This window comes from Agrococcus beijingensis, assembly GCF_030758955.1.
GTDB lineage: Bacteria > Actinomycetota > Actinomycetes > Actinomycetales > Microbacteriaceae > Agrococcus > Agrococcus beijingensis.
In genome coordinates this window covers 1703559-1721176 of record NZ_CP132360.1, presented here as the reverse complement: position 1 = coordinate 1721176, position 17618 = coordinate 1703559, and the positions used below count along the sequence as shown (strand labels likewise).

General features: G+C 71.8%; 16 protein-coding genes and 1 pseudogene. 14 read left to right on the top strand and 3 right to left on the bottom strand.

The window, feature by feature from the left end:
* Positions 1 to 589: 589 nt before the first annotated feature.
* Positions 590 to 850, bottom strand: coding sequence for a 30S ribosomal protein S20 (gene rpsT, locus Q9250_RS08290; RefSeq protein ID WP_306231392.1), 261 nt, complete (start codon positions 848 to 850; stop codon positions 590 to 592).
* Positions 851 to 1056: 206 nt separating this feature from the next.
* Between rpsT and lepA the strand changes: the two genes are divergently transcribed.
* The 3 genes from lepA to hemW are packed head-to-tail and all read left to right on the top strand — an operon-like array spanning position 1057 to position 4747.
* On the top strand, positions 1057 to 2907 hold the full coding sequence (lepA, locus tag Q9250_RS08285; RefSeq protein WP_306231391.1) for a translation elongation factor 4: 1851 nt from the start codon (positions 1057 to 1059) through the stop codon (positions 2905 to 2907).
* Positions 2904 to 3539, top strand: coding sequence for a DUF1990 family protein (locus Q9250_RS08280; protein WP_306231390.1), 636 nt, complete (start codon positions 2904 to 2906; stop codon positions 3537 to 3539). Before lepA ends, Q9250_RS08280 begins: the two co-directional genes overlap by 4 nt.
* Positions 3540 to 3541: 2 nt before the next feature.
* Positions 3542 to 4747 carry a radical SAM family heme chaperone HemW gene (gene hemW / locus Q9250_RS08275; RefSeq protein ID WP_306231389.1) on the top strand — a complete coding sequence of 402 codons (1206 nt, stop codon included), beginning with the start codon at positions 3542 to 3544 and terminating at the stop codon, positions 4745 to 4747.
* 34 nt (positions 4748 to 4781) lie between these two features.
* Here the strand turns inward: hemW and Q9250_RS08270 are convergent, their stop codons facing one another.
* Entirely contained in the window at positions 4782 to 5744 is a 963-nt protein-coding gene (locus Q9250_RS08270; RefSeq protein WP_306231388.1) for a DUF4870 domain-containing protein, read from the bottom strand.
* Between the two features lie 152 nt (positions 5745 to 5896).
* Between Q9250_RS08270 and hrcA the strand changes: the two genes are divergently transcribed.
* The 8 genes from hrcA to era are packed head-to-tail and all read left to right on the top strand — an operon-like array spanning position 5897 to position 12751.
* Positions 5897 to 6910, top strand: coding sequence for a heat-inducible transcriptional repressor HrcA (gene hrcA / locus Q9250_RS08265; protein ID WP_306231387.1), 1014 nt, complete (start codon positions 5897 to 5899; stop codon positions 6908 to 6910).
* A complete protein-coding gene (locus Q9250_RS08260; RefSeq protein WP_306231386.1) occupies positions 6911 to 7996 on the top strand; it encodes a DnaJ C-terminal domain-containing protein in 1086 nt (361 codons plus the stop codon). It begins immediately after the preceding gene.
* The gene (locus tag Q9250_RS08255; RefSeq protein ID WP_306231385.1) at positions 7996 to 8721 is read left to right on the top strand and encodes a 16S rRNA (uracil(1498)-N(3))-methyltransferase; all 726 of its coding nucleotides are present in this window, start codon (positions 7996 to 7998) and stop codon (positions 8719 to 8721) included. Before Q9250_RS08260 ends, Q9250_RS08255 begins: the two co-directional genes overlap by 1 nt.
* Before the next feature lie 24 nt (positions 8722 to 8745).
* On the top strand, positions 8746 to 9093 hold the full coding sequence (locus tag Q9250_RS08250) for a histidine triad nucleotide-binding protein (protein ID WP_306231384.1): 348 nt from the start codon (positions 8746 to 8748) through the stop codon (positions 9091 to 9093).
* A gap of 34 nt (positions 9094 to 9127) precedes the next feature.
* On the top strand, positions 9128 to 10099 hold the full coding sequence (locus Q9250_RS08245; RefSeq protein WP_306233959.1) for a PhoH family protein: 972 nt from the start codon (positions 9128 to 9130) through the stop codon (positions 10097 to 10099).
* Positions 10099 to 10575, top strand: a complete 477-nt coding sequence (ybeY, locus tag Q9250_RS08240) for an rRNA maturation RNase YbeY (RefSeq protein WP_306231383.1) — start codon at positions 10099 to 10101, stop codon at positions 10573 to 10575. Before Q9250_RS08245 ends, ybeY begins: the two co-directional genes overlap by 1 nt.
* On the top strand, positions 10575 to 11852 hold the full coding sequence (locus Q9250_RS08235) for a hemolysin family protein (RefSeq protein ID WP_306231382.1): 1278 nt from the start codon (positions 10575 to 10577) through the stop codon (positions 11850 to 11852). The genes ybeY and Q9250_RS08235 overlap by 1 nt, the downstream gene beginning before the upstream one ends.
* On the top strand, positions 11849 to 12751 hold the full coding sequence (gene era, locus Q9250_RS08230; protein ID WP_306231381.1) for a GTPase Era: 903 nt from the start codon (positions 11849 to 11851) through the stop codon (positions 12749 to 12751). The genes Q9250_RS08235 and era overlap by 4 nt, the downstream gene beginning before the upstream one ends.
* Before the next feature lie 250 nt (positions 12752 to 13001).
* Here era and Q9250_RS14185 read toward each other — a convergent pair.
* A pseudogene (locus Q9250_RS14185) lies at positions 13002 to 13445 on the bottom strand (FkbM family methyltransferase); the annotation flags it as partial.
* Between the two features lie 346 nt (positions 13446 to 13791).
* Between Q9250_RS14185 and Q9250_RS08220 the strand changes: the two are divergent.
* The 3 genes from Q9250_RS08220 to leuA all read left to right on the top strand — a co-directional run bounded on the left by Q9250_RS08220 (position 13792) and on the right by leuA (position 17618).
* A complete protein-coding gene (locus Q9250_RS08220; RefSeq protein ID WP_306231379.1) occupies positions 13792 to 15018 on the top strand; it encodes a sensor histidine kinase in 1227 nt (408 codons plus the stop codon).
* A 10-nt stretch (positions 15019 to 15028) separates the two neighbouring features.
* A complete protein-coding gene (locus tag Q9250_RS08215) occupies positions 15029 to 15676 on the top strand; it encodes a response regulator (protein WP_306231378.1) in 648 nt (215 codons plus the stop codon).
* 178 nt (positions 15677 to 15854) lie between these two features.
* Positions 15855 to 17618: a 2-isopropylmalate synthase gene (gene leuA / locus Q9250_RS08210; RefSeq protein ID WP_306231377.1), complete on the top strand. Its 1764-nt coding sequence runs from the start codon at positions 15855 to 15857 to the stop codon at positions 17616 to 17618.

Genomic DNA, 17618 nt, shown 5'->3' with positions numbered 1-17618 from the left:
GCGGCGCCCGCGTGTGAGTGGCGGCGCCCGCGTGTGAGTGGCGGCTGCCGCATGCGAGTAGCGGCTCCGCGTCATGCGGGTGTGGCCGCGCTCGCTTGGACGCTCGCGTCTTCGGGCGTCGTTGCGTCGACGCGCCGTCGATCGCAGACCGCACACGAGCGCCTGAGAGAGGAGGGCCAGGCGCGACACGGAGGCGACAATCAGGCACCGCGGCGCCACTCAGCTGCCGGAGTCGCCACTCAGGTGCCGGAGTCGCCACTCAGGTGCCGGAGCCGCCACTCAGGTGCCGGAGGCGCCACTCAGCTGCCGGGGCCGCCACTCAGGTGCCGGAGGCGCCACTCAGGTGCCGGGGCCGCCACTCAGGTGCCGGAGCCGCCACTCAGGTGCCGGAGGCGCCACTCAGCTGCCGGGGCCGCCACTCAGCTGCCCGAGGCGCCACTCAGGTGCCGGGGCCGCCACTCAGGTGCCGGGGGCGCCACTCAGGCACCGGGGGCGCCACTCAGCGCGGCGGGCCGTGGCGGGGCGCCCACGCGCGTTGCCCACAACGACGAAGGGGACCCCGCAGGGTCCCCTTCGTGCAGCGGTCAGCTCAGAGCGACGAGGCAGCCTTCGCGATGGCCGACTTGCGGTTCGCGGCCTGGTTGCGGTGGATGACGCCCTTCGACACAGCCTTGTCGAGCTTGCGGGCCGCGACGGCGACCTTCTGCTGCGCGACGGCCTTGTCGCCGGCGGCGATGGCCTTCTTCGCCTCGCGCACGGCCGTCTTGAGCTCGCTCTTGACGGCGCGGTTGCGGTCGGTCGCCTTCTGGTTGGTGAGGATGCGCTTGATCTGCGACTTGATGTTCGCCACGTGTGGTGTCCTTCTCTGCTGTCGAATGAATGGCGGCGGCTTGCGCTCGCCTGAGCCCGCCGCGACCCGCCCTCGCACGCCAGGCGCGCGGAAGAAGGGGAAGCCAACGAACGACTCTACCAGCGGCCGGGGCGCCCTCGCAACGCGAGCAACCCATCCGCTGTGGAAGAATGGTGGTTTCCGCACCCCCCCATCGAGAAGGACCCGTGAGCCCCCGAGCGACCAAGGCACTCCAGCCTGCCTCGACCGATCCGGCGAGCATCCGCAACTTCTGCATCATCGCGCACATCGACCATGGCAAGTCGACGCTGGCAGACCGGATGCTGCAGCTGACGGGCGTCGTCGACGGCCGAGACATGCGCGCCCAGTACCTCGACCGCATGGACATCGAGCGCGAGCGCGGCATCACGATCAAGTCGCAGGCCGTGCGCATGCCGTGGGCGCTCGACGGCGAGACCTTCGCGCTGAACATGATCGACACCCCCGGGCACGTCGACTTCACCTACGAGGTCTCCCGCTCGCTCGCCGCCTGCGAGGGCGCGATCCTGCTGGTCGACGCCGCGCAGGGCATCGAGGCGCAGACCCTCGCCAACCTCTACCTGGCGATGGAGAACGACCTCGAGATCATCCCGGTGCTGAACAAGATCGACCTGCCGGCCGCCGACCCCGAGAAGTACGCGGCCGAGATCGCGGGCCTGATCGGCGGCGACCCCGACGACGTCCTGCGCGTGAGCGGCAAGACCGGCATGGGCGTCGAGGCGCTGCTCGACCGAGTCGTGCGCAGCGTGCCGGCACCGCAGGGCGACGTCGACGGCCCCGCCCGCGCGATGATCTTCGACTCCGTCTACGACTCGTACCGCGGCGTGGTCACCTACGTGCGCATGATCGACGGCGCGCTGAAGCCGCGCGAGCAGATCACGATGCTGTCGACCGGCGCCCGCCACGAGCTGCTCGAGATCGGCGTCTCGAGCCCCGACCCGATCCCCGCGAAGGGCCTCGCGGTCGGTGAGGTCGGCTACCTGATCACGGGCGTCAAGGACGTGCGCCAGTCGAAGGTCGGCGACACGGTCACCACCTTCCGCAACCCTGCGACCGAGCCGCTCAAGGGCTACGCCGACCCGAAGCCGATGGTGTTCTCGGGCCTCTACCCGATCGACGGCAGCGACTACCCGGTGCTGCGCGAGGCGCTCGACAAGCTCAAGCTGTCGGATGCTGCGCTCGTCTACGAGCCGGAGACCTCGGTGGCGCTCGGGTTCGGATTCCGCTGCGGCTTCCTGGGCCTGCTGCACCTCGAGATCATCACCGAGCGCCTCGAGCGCGAGTTCAACCTCGACCTCATCGCCACCGCCCCGAGCGTCGTCTACCAGGTCGAGACCGAGGACCGTCAGGCGCACATCGTCACGAACCCGAGCGAGTTCCCCGACGGCAAGATCCACTCGGTGATCGAGCCGATGGTGAAGGCGACGATCCTCGCTCCCAAGGACTACGTCGGCGCGATCATGGAGCTCTGCCAGACCCGCCGCGGCACGCTCGGCGGCATGGAGTACCTCTCTGCCGACCGCGTCGAGCTGCGCTACCGGCTGCCGCTGGGCGAGATCGTGTTCGACTTCTTCGACCAGCTGAAGTCGCGTACGCAGGGCTACGCCTCGCTCGACTACGAGCTCGACGGCGAGGAGGAGGGCGACCTGGTGAAGGTCGACATCCTGCTCCAGGGCGAGCAGGTGGATGCGTTCAGCGCCATCGTGCACCGCGACAAGGCCTACGCCTACGGCGTGCTCATGGCCGGCAAGCTGCGCGAGCTGATCCCGCGCCAGCAGTTCGAGGTGCCGATCCAGGCCGCGATCGGCGCCCGCATCATCGCCCGCGAGACGATCCGCGCCATCCGCAAGGATGTGCTCGCGAAGTGCTACGGCGGCGACATCACCCGCAAGCGCAAGCTCCTCGAGAAGCAGAAGGAGGGCAAGAAGCGCATGAAGATGGTCGGCCGCGTCGAGGTCCCCCAGGAGGCGTTCATCGCCGCGCTCTCGACCGGCGAGACGAAGAAGGACGCCAAGTGACCGAGATCCGCGATCGCGCCACGAACTACGGCGCCGTGGGCGCCACCGCCCACTTCGACTTCACGCGCTTCCCGCCGAAGGGCTTCGACGTCGTGCAGCGGCGCGCGCGCATCGGCCACGGGCGCCCGCGCTTCGACGCGGCCGTCGCGGCGCTGCGCACCTGGAAGATCCAGCGGCTCGCCGGCATCGAGGTCGACGTGGTCGGCACCGAGGAGGGCACCGTCTACCGCCCCGTCGGATTCGACGGCAACGACGCGAGCCGTCCCGCGAGCATCGAGCCGCAGCAGGACTTCGGCCCCGACGGCGAGCCGTTCCTGCAGCCGGGCGACTCGGTCGACCAGCGCATCCGTGTGCTCGGCTTCCAGATCCACGCCCCGATGCGCGTCATCGCGGTCGAGGAGGAGGCCGACAGCCACGGCGTCATCATCGGCACCCTCGAGGGGCACCCGGAGGCCGGCGAGGAGCGCTTCACGATCGAGATCGCCGAGGACGAGACCGTCTTCCTGCACTTCCGCGCCATCGTGCGCGAGGCGGCCTGGTGGTCGAAGCTGGGCACGCCGATCAGCAAGGCGCTGCGCGCGAAGTACCACGACCGCTACATGGATGTGCTGCGGTCGATCGACGTCCGCTGACGATGGGCAGGCTGCCGGAGGGCGAGGCCGCACCGGCTGACGGCCGGCTGCCGGCGGGCACTGCGGCCGACGGGCCGTTCGGCGCCTACATCCACGTGCCGTTCTGCTCGGTGCGGTGCGGCTACTGCGACTTCAACACCTACACGGCCGACGAGCTGCGCGGCGCCACGCGCGCCGGCTATCCCTCCGACGTGGCGGCCGAGGTGGCGCTCGCCCGCGAGTCGCTCGCCGAGCTGGGACCGCTGCGCCCGATGCAGACGGTCTTCTTCGGCGGCGGCACGCCCACGCTGCTGCCCTCGGGCGACCTGGTGGCGATGCTGCAGGCGGTGACGGATGCGTTCGGCCTGGCCGAGGGCGCGGAGGTCACCGTCGAGGCGAACCCCGACTCGATCGATGCCGCCGGCCTCGCCCAGCTGAAGGCAGGCGGCGTCACCCGCGTCTCGTTCGGCATGCAGTCGGCCGTGCCGCACGTGCTCGCCGCGCTCGACCGCACGCACGATCCCGAGCGGGTGCCGCGGGTCGTCGCTTGGGCGCGCGAGGCGGGCCTGGAGGTCAGCATCGACCTCATCTACGGCGCACCGGGGGAGTCGTTGGCCGACTGGCAGCGCTCGCTCGACGCGGCGATCGCGATGGCTCCCGACCACGTGTCGGCCTACGCGCTGATCGTCGAGGAGGGCACGGCCCTGGCCCGTCGCATCCGCCGCGGCGAGCTGGTGGCGCCCGACGACGATCTGCAGGCGGCGATGTACGAGGCGGCGGATGCGTCGCTGGGCGCCGCGGGCTACACCTGGTACGAGGTCTCCAACTGGGCGCGCGGCGACCGGGTCGCGCGGCACAACCTCGCCTATTGGCGCGGGCACGACTGGTGGGGCTTCGGGCCGGGCGCGCACAGCCACGTCGGCGGCGTGCGCTGGTGGAACGTGAAGCATCCCGCCGCCTACCGCGACCGGCTGCTGGCGGGGGCCTCGCCGGCGCTCGCGCGCGAGGTGCTCGACGACGAGACGCGGCGCGTCGAGCGCGTGCTGCTGGAGTCGCGCATCGCGGAAGGTCTGCCGATCGACCTGCTCGAGCCCGAGGGCCGGCGCGCGGTGGCGGGCCTCGTGGCCGAGCAGCTGGTGGACGGCAGAGCCGCCCTCGCCGGCCGGGTGGTCCCGACGCTGCGAGGGCGGCTCCTGGCCGACGCTGTGGTGCGCCGCCTGCTGCCCTGAGCTGCTGCCCTGGGCTGCTGGTCTGGGTCGGTGCCTACTTCACGAGCCGCCAGTTGAACGGGTAGCGGTAGGAGCCGCCGTTGTTGACCCGCATGGCGCCGATGATCGAGAAGATCACCTGCATCAGGCCGGGCAGCCAGTAGAAGATCAGGAAGATGACGCCGATGCCGACGACGCTCAGGAGGGTGCCCACGATGATGAACCCGATCGTGAGGAGCGTCATGAAGATGCCGAAGTTCAGCGCCTCCTTCGACTCCTGCTTCGCGAACGCGCTGCGGTCCTTGTAGATGAGGAAGACGATCAGCGGGCCGATCCAGCCGCCCCAGCCGCCGGTGACGATGGTCGAGAGGCCCGAGAGGTGCCCCCACATGCCGGCGTTCTTCTCATCGACCGGCGACATGGGCGCAGCGGCCGCGTACTGCGGCTGACCCGGAGCGCCGTACTGCGGCTGACCGGGCGCGCCGTACTGCTGCTGGCCGTACTGGGGCGCACTGCCTGCGGGAGCGCCGTAGGGCGGCTGCTGCCCGAACGGAGCGCCTGCCTGGCCCGGCGCCGACTGGCCCGGTGCCGACTGGCCCGGCGCCGACTGGCCGTAGGAGGGCGCGCTGCCGGGCTGCTGCTGCTGCTGGTTGTAGGGCTGCGACGGCGGCACCGCGCCGAACTGCGGAGCGCTCGAGGCGGGCTGGCCGTAGTCGGAGGACGGGGTCTGGCCGAAGTCGGCGGCGGGCACCTGCCCGCCCTCGGGCTGGTGCTGACCGTGCTGCCACTCCTGGCCGGCGGCATCGCCGGAGCTGAACGCGGGCTGGCCGGGCGCATCGCTCACCGCGTCGGCCCGCGGCCCCGGGGCGTCGCCGGGCGACGAGAACGACTGCGCGGGCTCGCCGAGCGCGGGGGCGCTGGGTGCGGCGTGCTGCTCGTCCGTCACGGAGAAGCCCTCCACGGGACCGTCGGCGGGATCGTGCTGCTCCTCGCGACGCGGAGCGTTGGGATCGGACATGGCGTGCCTTTCATGAGATCGTCGTGCGGCCCGCCGAGACGGCTCCGCAGCGCCCATTGTCCGCCGTCGAGGCTGTGCGCGCCATGGGAACCGCCGGACGGCGCGATAGGATTGGCAGTCAGCAGATGAGAGTGCCAGGGGGAGGGAGCGCGATGGTCTCGGATCGCGGCCTCGAGGTCCTTCGCGCGATCGTGCAGGACTACGTGGCGATGCGGGAGCCTGTGGGCTCGAAGTCGATCGTCGAGCGCCACGCGTTCGGCGTCTCCGCCGCCACCATCCGCAACGACATGGCCCTCCTCGAGGAGGAGGAGCTGATCGTCGCGCCGCACACGTCGTCGGGTCGCGTGCCCACCGACAAGGGCTACCGCGTCTTCGTCGACCGGCTGCAGCGCATGCAGCCGCTCACCGGCGCCCAGCGCCTGGCCATCACCAGGTTCCTCGACGAGTCGGTCGACCGCGACGACGTGCTCGCCCGCACTGCCCGGCTGCTCTCGTCGCTGACGAACCAGGTCGCGCTCGTGCAGGTGCCGCTGCGCCGTCCCGGCGTCGTGCGTCGGGTCGAGCTGGTCGCGGTCTCCGAGACGAAGGTGCTCGCCGTGCTCATCCTCGACTCCGGCCGGGTGGAGCAGCGAGTCCTCGACACGGGCCAGCACATCGATCCCGAGCAGGCCACCGCGCTCGGGCGGGCCTTCACCGAGACGGTCGACGGCCTCGCACCCAACGATGCGCTGGAGCGCCTGGCCGGGGCAGCCGCATCCGCCCCCAAGGCCCTGCACGACGCGACTGCCGCGGTCGCGCACGCGCTGACCGAGATGCTGCACGGCACCGGCGGCGACCGCATCGTCATGGCGGGCACCGCCAACCTCGTGCGCGAGGAGCGCGACTTCCAGGGCACCGTCACGCCGGTGCTCGACGCGATCGAGGAGCAGGTGACGCTGCTGCGCCTGTTCGACGAGATGGGCAGCGACGGCGAAGTGGTGACCCGCATCGGGCGCGAGCTCGCGGGCCCGCTGGGCGAGGCGTCGATCGTCGCCTCGACCTACAGCGCCGACGGCAGCGACGGGCACGTGGGCGTGCTGGGCCCCACCCGGATGGATTACGCAGGGAACATGGCCGCGGTGCGCGCAGTTGCGCGCTACCTGACGCGGCTGCTGAGCGAGGACTGAGTGAGCGACCACTACGAGACACTGGGCGTCGAGCGCGACGCCAGCCAGGACGACATCAAGAAGGCCTACCGCCGGCTTGCGCGCGAGCTGCACCCCGATGTGAACCCGAGCCCGGAGGCGTCGGAGCGGTTCAAGGACGTCACGCACGCCTACGACGTGCTGGGCGACGCGCAGTCGCGCGCGGAGTACGACCGCGGCCCCTCGGTGGGCGCCGGCGGCTTCGGCTTCGGCGACATCTTCGAGCAGTTCTTCGGCGGTGGCCGCTCCGCCGGTCCGCGCTCGCGTCGGCAGGCGGGGCAGGACAGCCTGCTGCGCGTCGACCTCGACCTCGCCGATGTCGTGTTCGGCGTGCACCGCGACCTGCGCGTGCAGACCGCGGTGCTGTGCGAGACCTGCAACGGCGCGTGCACCGCGCCCGGCACCGGCGTGCAGACCTGCACGATGTGCGGCGGCTCCGGCCACGTGCAGCGCCAGGTGCGCTCGCTGCTCGGCAACGTCGTCACCTCGCAGCCCTGCGCCGCCTGCCAGGGCTACGGCACGACCATCCCCGAGCCGTGCCCCACCTGCGCCGGTCACGGCCGCGTGCGCGCGGAGCGCACGATCCCGGTCGACCTGCCCGCGGGCGTCGACACCGGCCTGCGCATCCAGCTGCCCGGCCAGGGCGAGGTCGGCGAGGCGGGCGGGCCGGCCGGCACGCTCTTCCTCGAGATCAACGTGCGCCACCACGACGTCTTCTCGCGCAGCGGCGACGACCTGCTCGGCACCGTCGAGGTGTCGATGCCCGACGCGGCGCTCGGCGCCCGCGCGACGGTCGAGGGCATCGACGGCCCGGTCGACGTCGAGGTGCGGCCCGGCACGCAGTCGGGCGACATCCTCACGATCGCCGACCGGGGCGTGACGCGGCTGCGCGGCTCGGGTCGCGGCGACCTGAAGCTGGGCGTGCAGGTGGTGACGCCGCAGAAGCTCGACCGCCGCGCCGAGGAGCTGCTGCGCGAGCTCCGCGAGCGCACCAAGGCGCCCGCGCCGCACCTGGCGCAGTTCAAGCAGGGCCTCTTCGCGAAGATGCGCGACCGACTGCGCCTCTGATGGCCCACTGCTACTGGCACGACGCGCTCGCGGGTGCCGAGGTCGGCGACGTCGTGACGCTGACGGGCGAGGAGGCGCACCACGCCGCCGTCGTCTCGCGGATGCGTCGCGGCGAGCGGGTGCTCGTCAGTGACGGTGCCGGGGTGCTCGCCGAGGGCGTCATCGAGGCGGCCCAGCGCGAGGCGGTGACGGTCGTGCTGCAGCGCGTCGAGACGGTCGAGGCACCCGCGCCGCGTATCGGCCTCGCGCAGGCGCTCGCCAAGGGCGATCGCGCGGAGCTCGCCGTGCAGGCGTCGACCGAGCTGGGCGTCGACGCGATCGTGCCGTGGCAGGCGCGCCGCAGCGTCGTGCAGTGGAAGGGCGAGCGCGGCGAGAAGTCGCTCGAGCGCTGGCGCAAGGTGGTGCGCGAGGCCGGCAAGCAGGCGATCCGCCCGAGGCTGCCCGAGGTCGGCGCCGTCGTCGACACCGAGGGGCTCGCGCGGCTCGCGGCCGAGTGGCGGCTGGTCGTGCTCGACCCGACCGCGCCCGGCTCGATCAACGAGGTGCCGCTCGACCGCGACCTGCTGCTGGTCGTGGGCCCCGAGGGCGGCATCGACGCGGGCGAGCTCGAGCGGCTCGATGCGGCCGGCGCCGTGCGCGCCCGGCTCGGCGACCACGTGCTGCGCACCTCGACCGCAGGCCTCGCGGCGATCGCTGCGCTGTCGTCGCGGCTCGGTCGCTGGTGAGCGAGGCGAAGGTAGGCTGGCCCCATGGCTGAGCCCACCGTCTTCGAGAAGATCATCGCCCGCGAGATCCCCGCCGAGATCGTGCTCGAGAACGAGCGCATCATCGCGTTCACCGACAGCAACCCGCAGGCGCCCATGCACGTGCTGGTGGTGCCGAAGACCCCGCGCTACCGCGATGTCGTCGAGCTCGCGCAGGGCGATCCCGAGCTGCTGGCCGAGATGGTGCAGGCGGCCAGGGCGATCGCGCGCGAGCGCGGCGACGGCGGCGACTTCCGCCTCGTGTTCAACACCGGCGAGCTGGCCGGCCAGACGGTCTTCCACGCGCACGCCCACGTGCTCGCCGGTTCGCTCGGAGAGGGCTCGCTTGCCTGACGCATCGCAGTCGATCGAGATCGACGGCATCGAGATGGTGCGGCTGCTCGGGCCGCAGGATCGCCTGCTGACGCGGCTCGAGCACGAGCACCCTGCGGTGCGCGTCGCGGTGCGCGGCAACCTCGTGACGCTCGAGGGCCCCGAGGAGGAGGTCGAGATCGCCACGCGCCTCGTGCAGGAACTCGTCGACCTCGTGCGGCAGGGCACGAGCCTCAGCCAGTCCGAGGTGTCGGAGGGGTCGCGCATCCTGCGCCAGGACTCCTCGCGCAGCCTCAGCGACGCGATCGGCGAGGTGATCCTCACGTCGCGCGGCAAGTCGATCCGCGCGAAGACGGAGGGCCAGCACGCCTACGTCGACTCGATCGACGACCACACGATCGTCTTCGGCATCGGCCCGGCAGGCACCGGCAAGACCTACCTCGCGATGGCGAAGGCGGTGCAGGCCCTGCACCGCAAGGAGGTCAGCCGCATCATCCTGACTCGCCCCGCGGTCGAGGCCGGCGAGCGGCTGGGCTTCCTGCCCGGCACGCTGACCGACAAGATCGACCCCTACCTGCGACCCCTCTACGACGCGCTCAACGAGATGATGGATCCCGAGCTCGTGCCGAAGCTGCTCGCCACCGGCGTGGTCGAGGTCGCGCCGCTCGCCTACATGCGCGGCCGCACCCTCAACGACTCGTTCATCGTGCTCGACGAGGCGCAGAACACGACGCCCGAGCAGATGAAGATGTTCCTCACCCGCCTCGGCTTCGGCTCGAAGATGGTCGTCACCGGCGACGCCACCCAGGTCGACCTGCCCGCCGGCACGTCTGGCCTGCAGATCGCCCAGTCGGTGCTCGGCCGCATCGACGACATCCACTTCGCGATGCTCACGAGCGCCGACGTCGTGCGGCACACGCTGGTCGGCGAGATCGTCGACGCGTACACCGCCCACGACCAGCGCGTCATGGCCCGCCAGACGCGCGCCCAGCAGCAGTCGCACCACGCCCGCCGCGGGAGGAACTGATGGCGATCGACCTGCTCAACGAGACCGACGCATCCGTCGACGAGGCGCAGCTCGTGCGGCTCGTCGCGTTCGACCTCGAGCGCCTGTTCGTGCACCCCGACGCCGACGTGTCGATCGTGCTCGTCGACGTGGCGGCGATGGAGCAGCTGCACGTGCAGTGGATGGACGAGCCCGGGCCGACCGACGTGCTATCGTTCCCCATGGATGAGCTGCGCCCCGGGGTGCAGGATCGCGTGACGCCCGCGGGGCTGCTCGGCGACATCGTGCTCTGCCCCGAGGTGGCGCAGCAGCAGGCGATCGAGGCCGGCCACAGCCTGATGACCGAGCTGCGCCTGCTGACCACGCACGGGCTGCTGCACCTGCTCGGCTTCGACCACGCCGAGCCCTCGGAGCGCGACGAGATGTTCCAGCTGCAGGACCGCCTGCTCGCGGCGTTCGAGGAGCGAGACGCGGGCGCGCCCGGCCGCGCCGACTGATGTTCGAGACCCTCCTCTTCGCCGCCGCGGCGCTGCTGATCGCGTTCGGCGCCTGGCTCGCCGCGTGCGACGCCGCGCTCAGCGTCGTCTCGCGCGCCGAGCTGCAGGAGGCTGCGCTCACGTCGCGCCGTGCGAGGGCGCTGATCGCGATCGCCGACGACCTGCGCGGCCACGTGATGACGCTGCAGTTCGGCCGCATCATGTGCGAGACGGTCGCCGCGGTGCTCATCACCCTCGCCGTCGACTCGCTGGTCACGGAGTGGTGGGTGACGCTGCTCATCGCCGGCGGTGCCATGATCGTCATCTCGTTCGTGCTGGTCGGCACCAGCCCCCGTGCCGTCGGCCGCACGCACGCGGTCGCGCTGCTGCGCGCATCCGCCCGCTTCCTGCGCTTCTGGCGCGTGCTGATGGGGCCGGTCGCGATCCTGGTCGCGACCGTCGGCGACAAGGTCACCCCTGGGCGCCAGCGCGAGACGGCCTTCACGACCGAGGCGCAGCTGCTGTCGATGGTCGACGCCGCCGCTGAGTCCGATGTGCTCGAGGACGACGACCGCGAGCTGATCCACTCGATCTTCGAGTTCAACGAGACGCTCGTGCGCGAGGTGATGGTGCCGCGGCCCGACATGATCGTCGTCGAGCGCGACGAGTCGGCGCAGGACGCGCTGCGCATGTTCCTCGACAACGGGCTGTCGCGCATGCCGGTGGTGGGGGAGTCGACCGACGAGATCGACGGGATCCTGTACCTGCGCGACGTGGTGCGCTCCCGCACGTGGCGACCCGACGCATCCGAGACCGCCGCAGACCTGGCGCGCCCGGCGATCATGGTGCCCGAGTCGAAGAAGGCCGACGACACGCTCGCGCTCATGCAGCTGGAGCGCGTGCACGTGGCGATGGTCGTCGACGAGTACGGCGGCATCGCCGGGCTCGTCACGCTCGAGGACCTCGTGGAGGAGCTCGTCGGCGAGATCCACGACGAGCACGACCGGGGCCGCAGCGAGATCGTGGAGGCCGGCACCGGCGTGTGGGTCGTCTCGGCACGGCTGCAGATCGACGAGCTCGGCGACCTCTTCGACCTGACGCTCGACGACGAGGATGTCGACACCGTCGGCGGACTCGTGCAGAAGGAGCTCGGCCGCATCACCGAGGTCGGCGACGTCGTGCACGTGCACGGCCTGCGCATCGAGGTGCGCTCGCTCGACGGGCGCGGCCGCAACGCCGGCGAGATGGAGGTCTCGCGCACCGCGGGGCCCATGAGCGAGACAGAGGCAGACGCATGACCGACGCCCAGCAGCCCCACCGCAGCGGATTCGTGACCTTCGTCGGCCGGCCGAACGCCGGCAAGTCGACGCTGATGAACGCGCTCGTGGGCGAGAAGATCGCCATCACCTCGTCGAAGCCGCAGACCACCCGGCACGCGATCCGCGGCATCGTGCACCGCGACGACGCGCAGGTCGTGATCGTCGACACGCCCGGCATGCACAAGCCCCGCACGCTGCTCGGCAAGCGGCTGAACGCGGTCGTGCAGACGACGCTCGGCGACGTCGACATCATCTGCCTGTGCGTGCCCGCCGACGAGCCCATCGGGCCGGGCGACCGCTACATCGACCAGCAGCTCGAGGGCTTCCCGCGCGCCAGGAAGATCGCGGTGGTCACGAAGACCGACGCCGCGTCGCGCGAGCGCACCGCGCAGCAGCTGCTCGAGGTGAACGAGCTGCGCGAGTGGGATGCCGTGGTGCCGCTGTCGTCGGTGGCCGGCACGCAGCTCGACGTGCTCATCGACGCGATCGTCGGGATGCTGCCCGAGGGGCCGCCGCTCTACGAGGCCGAGACCACGCACGACGAGCCGGTGGCCGTGCGGGTCGCCGAGGTGATCCGCGAGGCCGCGCTCGAGGGCGTGCGCGACGAGCTGCCGCACTCGATCATGGTCACGATCGACGACATCGTGCCGCGCGAGGGCCGCGACCTCACCGATGTCTACGCCAACCTGTGGGTCGAGCGCGACAGCCAGAAGGGCATCGTGATCGGCAAGGGCGGTTCGCGGCTGCGACAGGTGGGGGCGGATGCCCGGGTCGAGATCGAGCGGATCCTCGGCACGCAGGTGCACCTCGACCTGCGGGTGAAGATCGCGAAGGAGTGGCAGGGCGACCCGAAGCAGCTGGGCCGCTTCGGATTTTGAGTCCGGAGCCGTCAATGCCGCGAAGCGGCGTTGACGACGGAGGACTCAAGGTCGAGTAGCACGCGAAGCGCGCGTATCGAGACCCTCGGCCCGCGAGCGCTCCCGACCCGGCCGTGAACAGGTAGTTCCGGGTGCCCAGCACCACCTGCTCGGCCGGCTGCCAGCGCTCGCCCCGCCATGTCGACATGGCGTAGCCGCGATCGCGCAGGCTGCCGCTCAGCTCGGCCGCCGTGCGCCCGTAGCGCGACAGGTGACGATCCTCGATCTCGAGCAGCAGCGCCGGCCTGTCGCGCTCGAGCACGTTCGCCGCGCCGTGCAGCACCTCGGGCTCGAAGCCCTCGACGTCGGCCTTGATGAAGTGCACGCGCTCGATGCTGCGCGCCGCGCACACCTCGTCGACCGTCGTCACGGGCACGCGGATGGGCCGGGTCGAGGCGCCGCCCCGGGCGGACGCCGCCGCCAGGCCGTCGGCGAGGTGCGCATGCCCGCTGATCGGCAGCCCGTAGCGCACGGGCAGCACCATCGGCAGGTGGCCGGGGATGCGCCCGAGCCCCGATGCCGAGAGCCGGATGTGCCGCGGCGCGCCGAGCGCACCCCGCGCGGCGGCGAGCAGCGCCCGCGGGCGCCGCTGCGGCTCGAAGCTGTGCACCGATCCGCTCGGGCCGACGAGGTCGGCGAGCGGGAACGTGTACATGCCGTACGCGGCCCCCACGTCGAAGCAGACGTCGCCGCGCCGCACCACGTGGTGCAGGCCGCGGATCTCGGGCTCCACGAGCCGGAGCCGCGCCGCGGCACGCAGCGCGGCGGCGGCGACAGCGAGCCGGCCGGCGCCGCCGGTGGTCTCCGGTCGACGGGCGGCGGTGTCGATGATGCTGTCGTCCACGTGACCTCGGTCTTCTGTCAGCTGCGCCGTTGCAGGAGGCCGAGCCTATCCATCGCGACCGAGTGCCTGCCGACCTCCGCCCGCCGCCCTCCGCCGAGGGGATGATTCCCGGCTGCGGCGGGCGGCGGCTCGCGAGCCCCGTCCTACGCTGATCCCCGTGACCACCGCACCCGTCGACCGCGTCGAGCTCCCCGCTCCGACCGGTGCGACGCATCCGCCGATCACGCGCCGCACGCTCGCGGCCGACGGGCTGCTGGCGGCCGTGACGCTCGGCATCCTGGGGGTGCCGACGCTGCTGCTCACGGTCGCGCTCGCCCAGCAGACCGGCACCGCGCTCGCGCTGGTGGTCACGCCGGCGCTGGCCGGCGCGATCCTGGTGCGGCGCCGCTACCCGGTGATCGCGCTCGCGGGGCTGACGCTGCTGGCGGCCGCGCACGTCGCGCTGCAGGCGTGGCTCTTCCCGCTCTGGTTCGGCGTGCTCGTGATCCTCTACTCCGTCGGCCGCTTCAGCCGCTGGCCCGGCAGGCTGGCCGGCTTCGGCCTGGCCTTCCTGGCGTCGCTGCTCGCGGCGACCTGGTTCGCGGTCGCGACGGGGCTCGTCGGCGTCGACGTCGGATTCGGCATCCTCGACGCGATCGCCCTGCTGTGGATTCCGCCGATGCTGCTGTTCGGCGTCGCGATCCTCATCGGCTGGGGCGTGGCCGCCGCGGCCACCACCGAGGCCGCCACCGAGGTCGCGCAGGTCTCGCTGCGCCGCGCCGACCAGGAGGAGGAGCGGGCGGCGCTCGCCCGCGACATGCACGACGTGGTCGCCCACTCGCTCGCCGTCGTCATCGCGCAGGCCAACGGCGCGCGCTACACGGCCGACCCCGCGGCGAAGGACGCGTCGCTCGAGACCATCGCGGGCACCGCCAAGCAGGCGCTCGGCGACGTGCGGCTGCTGCTGGCGCAGCTGCGCCACAGCGAGGCGCCCGACCCGGTCGCGTCGCTCGACGGCCTCGACGTGCTCATCGAGCGGATGCGCGCGGCAGGCCTCGACGTGCGGCTCGAGCGGGTGGGTGGCAAGCAGGCGCTGCCGCGCACCGCCGACATCGCCGCCTACCGCATCCTGCAGGAGGCGCTCACGAACGCGCTCCGCCACGGCGATCGCACGCAGCCCGTGCATGTGCGGCTGCTCGGCGCCGGGAAACTCGGCGCCGGGCCGCCGGGCGGCAGCGGCATCGTGCTCGACGTGCACAACCGGCTGCTCGCAGCGCCCGGCGAGCCCGGCCACGGCGTGCGCGGCATGCACGAGCGCGCGCGGATCGCGGGCGGCGAGCTGTGGGCGGGCATCGACGACGGCTGGTTCCGGGTGCGCGCGGCGTTCCCGGCCGGGCTGCAGTGAGGGGAGCGTCGTGATCAGGGTGCTCATCGTCGACGACCAGGCGCTGTTCCGCAGCGGCATCCGCATGCTCGTCGAGTCGCAGCCCGACCTCTTCTGCGTCGGCGAGGCTGCCGACGGCGCGCAGGCGGCGCGGCTCGCCGACGAGCAGCAGCCGCACGTCGTGCTCATGGATGTGCGCATGCCGGTGCTCGACGGCATCTCGGCGACCGCGCGCATCGTCGCGGCGCAGCCGCAGGTGCGCGTGGTGGTGCTCACCACCTTCGACCTCGACGAGGCGGCGGCGCGCGCGATCCGAGCGGGCGCATCCGGCTTCATCCTGAAGGACGCCGAGCCCGAGCTGGTGCTGGCGGCGATCCGCACGGTGCACGCCGGCAACGAAGTGGTCGCGGCGAGCGCCACCCGCGAGCTGTTCAAGGCGTTCGGGCGGCAGCGGCAGTCGGCGCCGGCGGCGTTCTCAGTGCTCACCGACCGGGAGCGGCAGATCTTCGGGCTCGCCGCGAAGGGGCTGTCGAACACCGAGATCGCGCGCAGCGAGTTCGTCGCCGAGGCCACCGTGAAGACCCACATCTCGCGCATCCTGGCGAAGCTGGGGCTCCGCGACCGCGTGCAGCTGGTGGTCTTCGCCTACGAGCACGGCCTGGCGGGCGAGCGGGCGTAGCGCCGGTCGCGCTGCTCGATGCGCGGCCGCGCACCCGGCCGGGGGCATGACCAGGTGTAGTCTGATCGCATGCAGAGCGCGCTGCTCCTTCGTCGCCGCGACGAGGCCTGAACCCCGGGCTTCCTCGTCGCGGTGGCCGTCCTGCCCGGACCTCAGGAGCAAGCGACAGGAGCGAACGATGAAGAACATGCAGCAGCCGTCCGGGATGCCGGCGCACCGCTACACCCCGTACCACGAGCAGATCAAGGTCGATCTCCCCGATCGCACGTGGCCGTCGAAGCGCATCGAGCGCGCACCCCGCTGGTGTGCCGTCGACCTGCGCGACGGCAACCAGGCCCTCATCGACCCGATGACGCCCGACCGCAAGCTGAAGATGTTCCAGCTGCTGGTGCAGATGGGCTACAAGGAGATCGAGGTCGGCTTCCCGTCGGCGAGCCAGCTCGACTTCGACTTCGTGCGCAAGCTGATCGACGAGGATCTCATCCCCGACGACGTCACCATCCAGGTGCTGACGCAGTGCCGCGACCACCTCATCCGCCGCACCTTCGAGTCGATCGAGGGCTCGAAGCAGGCGATCGTGCACATCTACAACTCCACCAGCGTGCTGCAGCGCGACGTGGTGTTCCGCTCCGACCGCGAGGGCGTGAAGCAGATCGCCGTCGACGGGGCCAAGCTGTGCCTCGAGCTCGAGGGAATGCTGCAGGACACGAAGGTCTTCTACGAGTACAGCCCCGAGTCGTACACCGGCACCGAGCTCGACTACGCGCTCGAGGTCTGCAACGCGATCATCGAGACGCTCGACGCCCGCCCCGAGCGGCCGGTCATCATCAACCTGCCCGCGACGGTCGAGATGGCGACGCCCAACGTCTACGCCGACTCGATCGAGTGGATGCACCGCCACCTCGCGCGCCGCGAGTCGGTCATCCTGTCGCTGCACCCGCACAACGACCGCGGCACGGGCGTGGCGGCCGCCGAGCTGGGCTACCTGGCCGGCGCCGACCGCATCGAGGGCTGCCTGTTCGGCAACGGCGAGCGCACCGGCAACGTCGACCTGGTGGCGCTGGGCCTCAACATGCTGACGCAGGGCATCGACCCCGAGATCGACTTCTCCGACCTCGACCACGTGCGCCGCGTCGCCGAGCACTGCAACCAGCTGAAGGTGCACGAGCGCAGCCCCTGGGCCGGCGACCTCGTCTACACCGCCTTCTCCGGCTCGCACCAGGACGCCATCAAGAAGGGCTTCGAGCGGATGGCCGCCGACGCCGAGCGCGCCGGCAAGAGCGTCGATGAGATCACCTGGGCGGTGCCGTACCTGCCGATCGACCCGCGCGACGTCGGGCGCAGCTACGAGGCCGTGATCCGGGTGAACTCGCAGTCCGGCAAGGGCGGCGTCGCCTACCTGCTGAAGACCGACCATGGGCTCGACCTGCCGCGCAGGCTGCAGGTGGAGTTCTCGAACATCGTGCAGGCGCGCACCGACAGCGAGGGCGGCGAGGTCTCGAGCGCCGAGATCTGGCAGATCTTCGGCGACGAGTACCTGCCGAACCCCTCGCGACGCGCAGAGGACCAGTGGGGCCGCTTCGAGCTGCGCGAGGTCGCCGCGTCGTCGACCATGGGCGGCGCGACCACGCTGCAGGTGGTGCTGCGCGACGAGCAGACGCTCCGCGACGTGACCGCATCCGGCAACGGCCCGATCGACGCGCTGCTGTCGCTGCTGCGCGCCGAGGGGGTCGAGGTCTCGCTGCTCGACTACGTCGAGCACACGCTCTCGGCCGGGCAGGACGCCCAGGCGGCCTCCTACGTCGAGCTCGAGCTCGCCGGGCAGCGCTTCTGGGGCGTCGGCATCGACCACTCGTCGAGCCACGCGTCGCTCGCGGCCATCGTCTCCGGCGTGAACCGCGGCCTGCGGGTGCACGAGCACAGGGCGCAGCCGGTCGGCTGA

Bases quoted from the DNA above. Each gene is read 5' to 3' on its own strand.
- Q9250_RS08245 (WP_306233959.1), top strand. From the start codon at position 9,128: ATGGTGCGGCTGCTCGGGCCGCAGGATCGCCTGCTGACGCGGCTCGAG.
- Q9250_RS08250 (WP_306231384.1), top strand. From the start codon at position 8,746: ATGGCTGAGCCCACCGTCTTCGAGAAGATCATCGCCCGCGAGATCCCC.
- Q9250_RS08235 (WP_306231382.1), top strand. From the start codon at position 10,575: ATGTTCGAGACCCTCCTCTTCGCCGCCGCGGCGCTGCTGATCGCGTTC.
- hrcA (WP_306231387.1), top strand. From the start codon at position 5,897: ATGGTCTCGGATCGCGGCCTCGAGGTCCTTCGCGCGATCGTGCAGGAC.
- ybeY (WP_306231383.1), top strand. From the start codon at position 10,099: ATGGCGATCGACCTGCTCAACGAGACCGACGCATCCGTCGACGAGGCG.
- Q9250_RS08255 (WP_306231385.1), top strand. From the start codon at position 7,996: ATGGCCCACTGCTACTGGCACGACGCGCTCGCGGGTGCCGAGGTCGGC.
- Q9250_RS08270 (WP_306231388.1), bottom strand. From the start codon at position 5,744: ATGTCCGATCCCAACGCTCCGCGTCGCGAGGAGCAGCACGATCCCGCC.
- era (WP_306231381.1), top strand. From the start codon at position 11,849: ATGACCGACGCCCAGCAGCCCCACCGCAGCGGATTCGTGACCTTCGTC.
- leuA (WP_306231377.1), top strand. From the start codon at position 15,855: ATGAAGAACATGCAGCAGCCGTCCGGGATGCCGGCGCACCGCTACACC.
- hemW (WP_306231389.1), top strand. From the start codon at position 3,542: ATGGGCAGGCTGCCGGAGGGCGAGGCCGCACCGGCTGACGGCCGGCTG.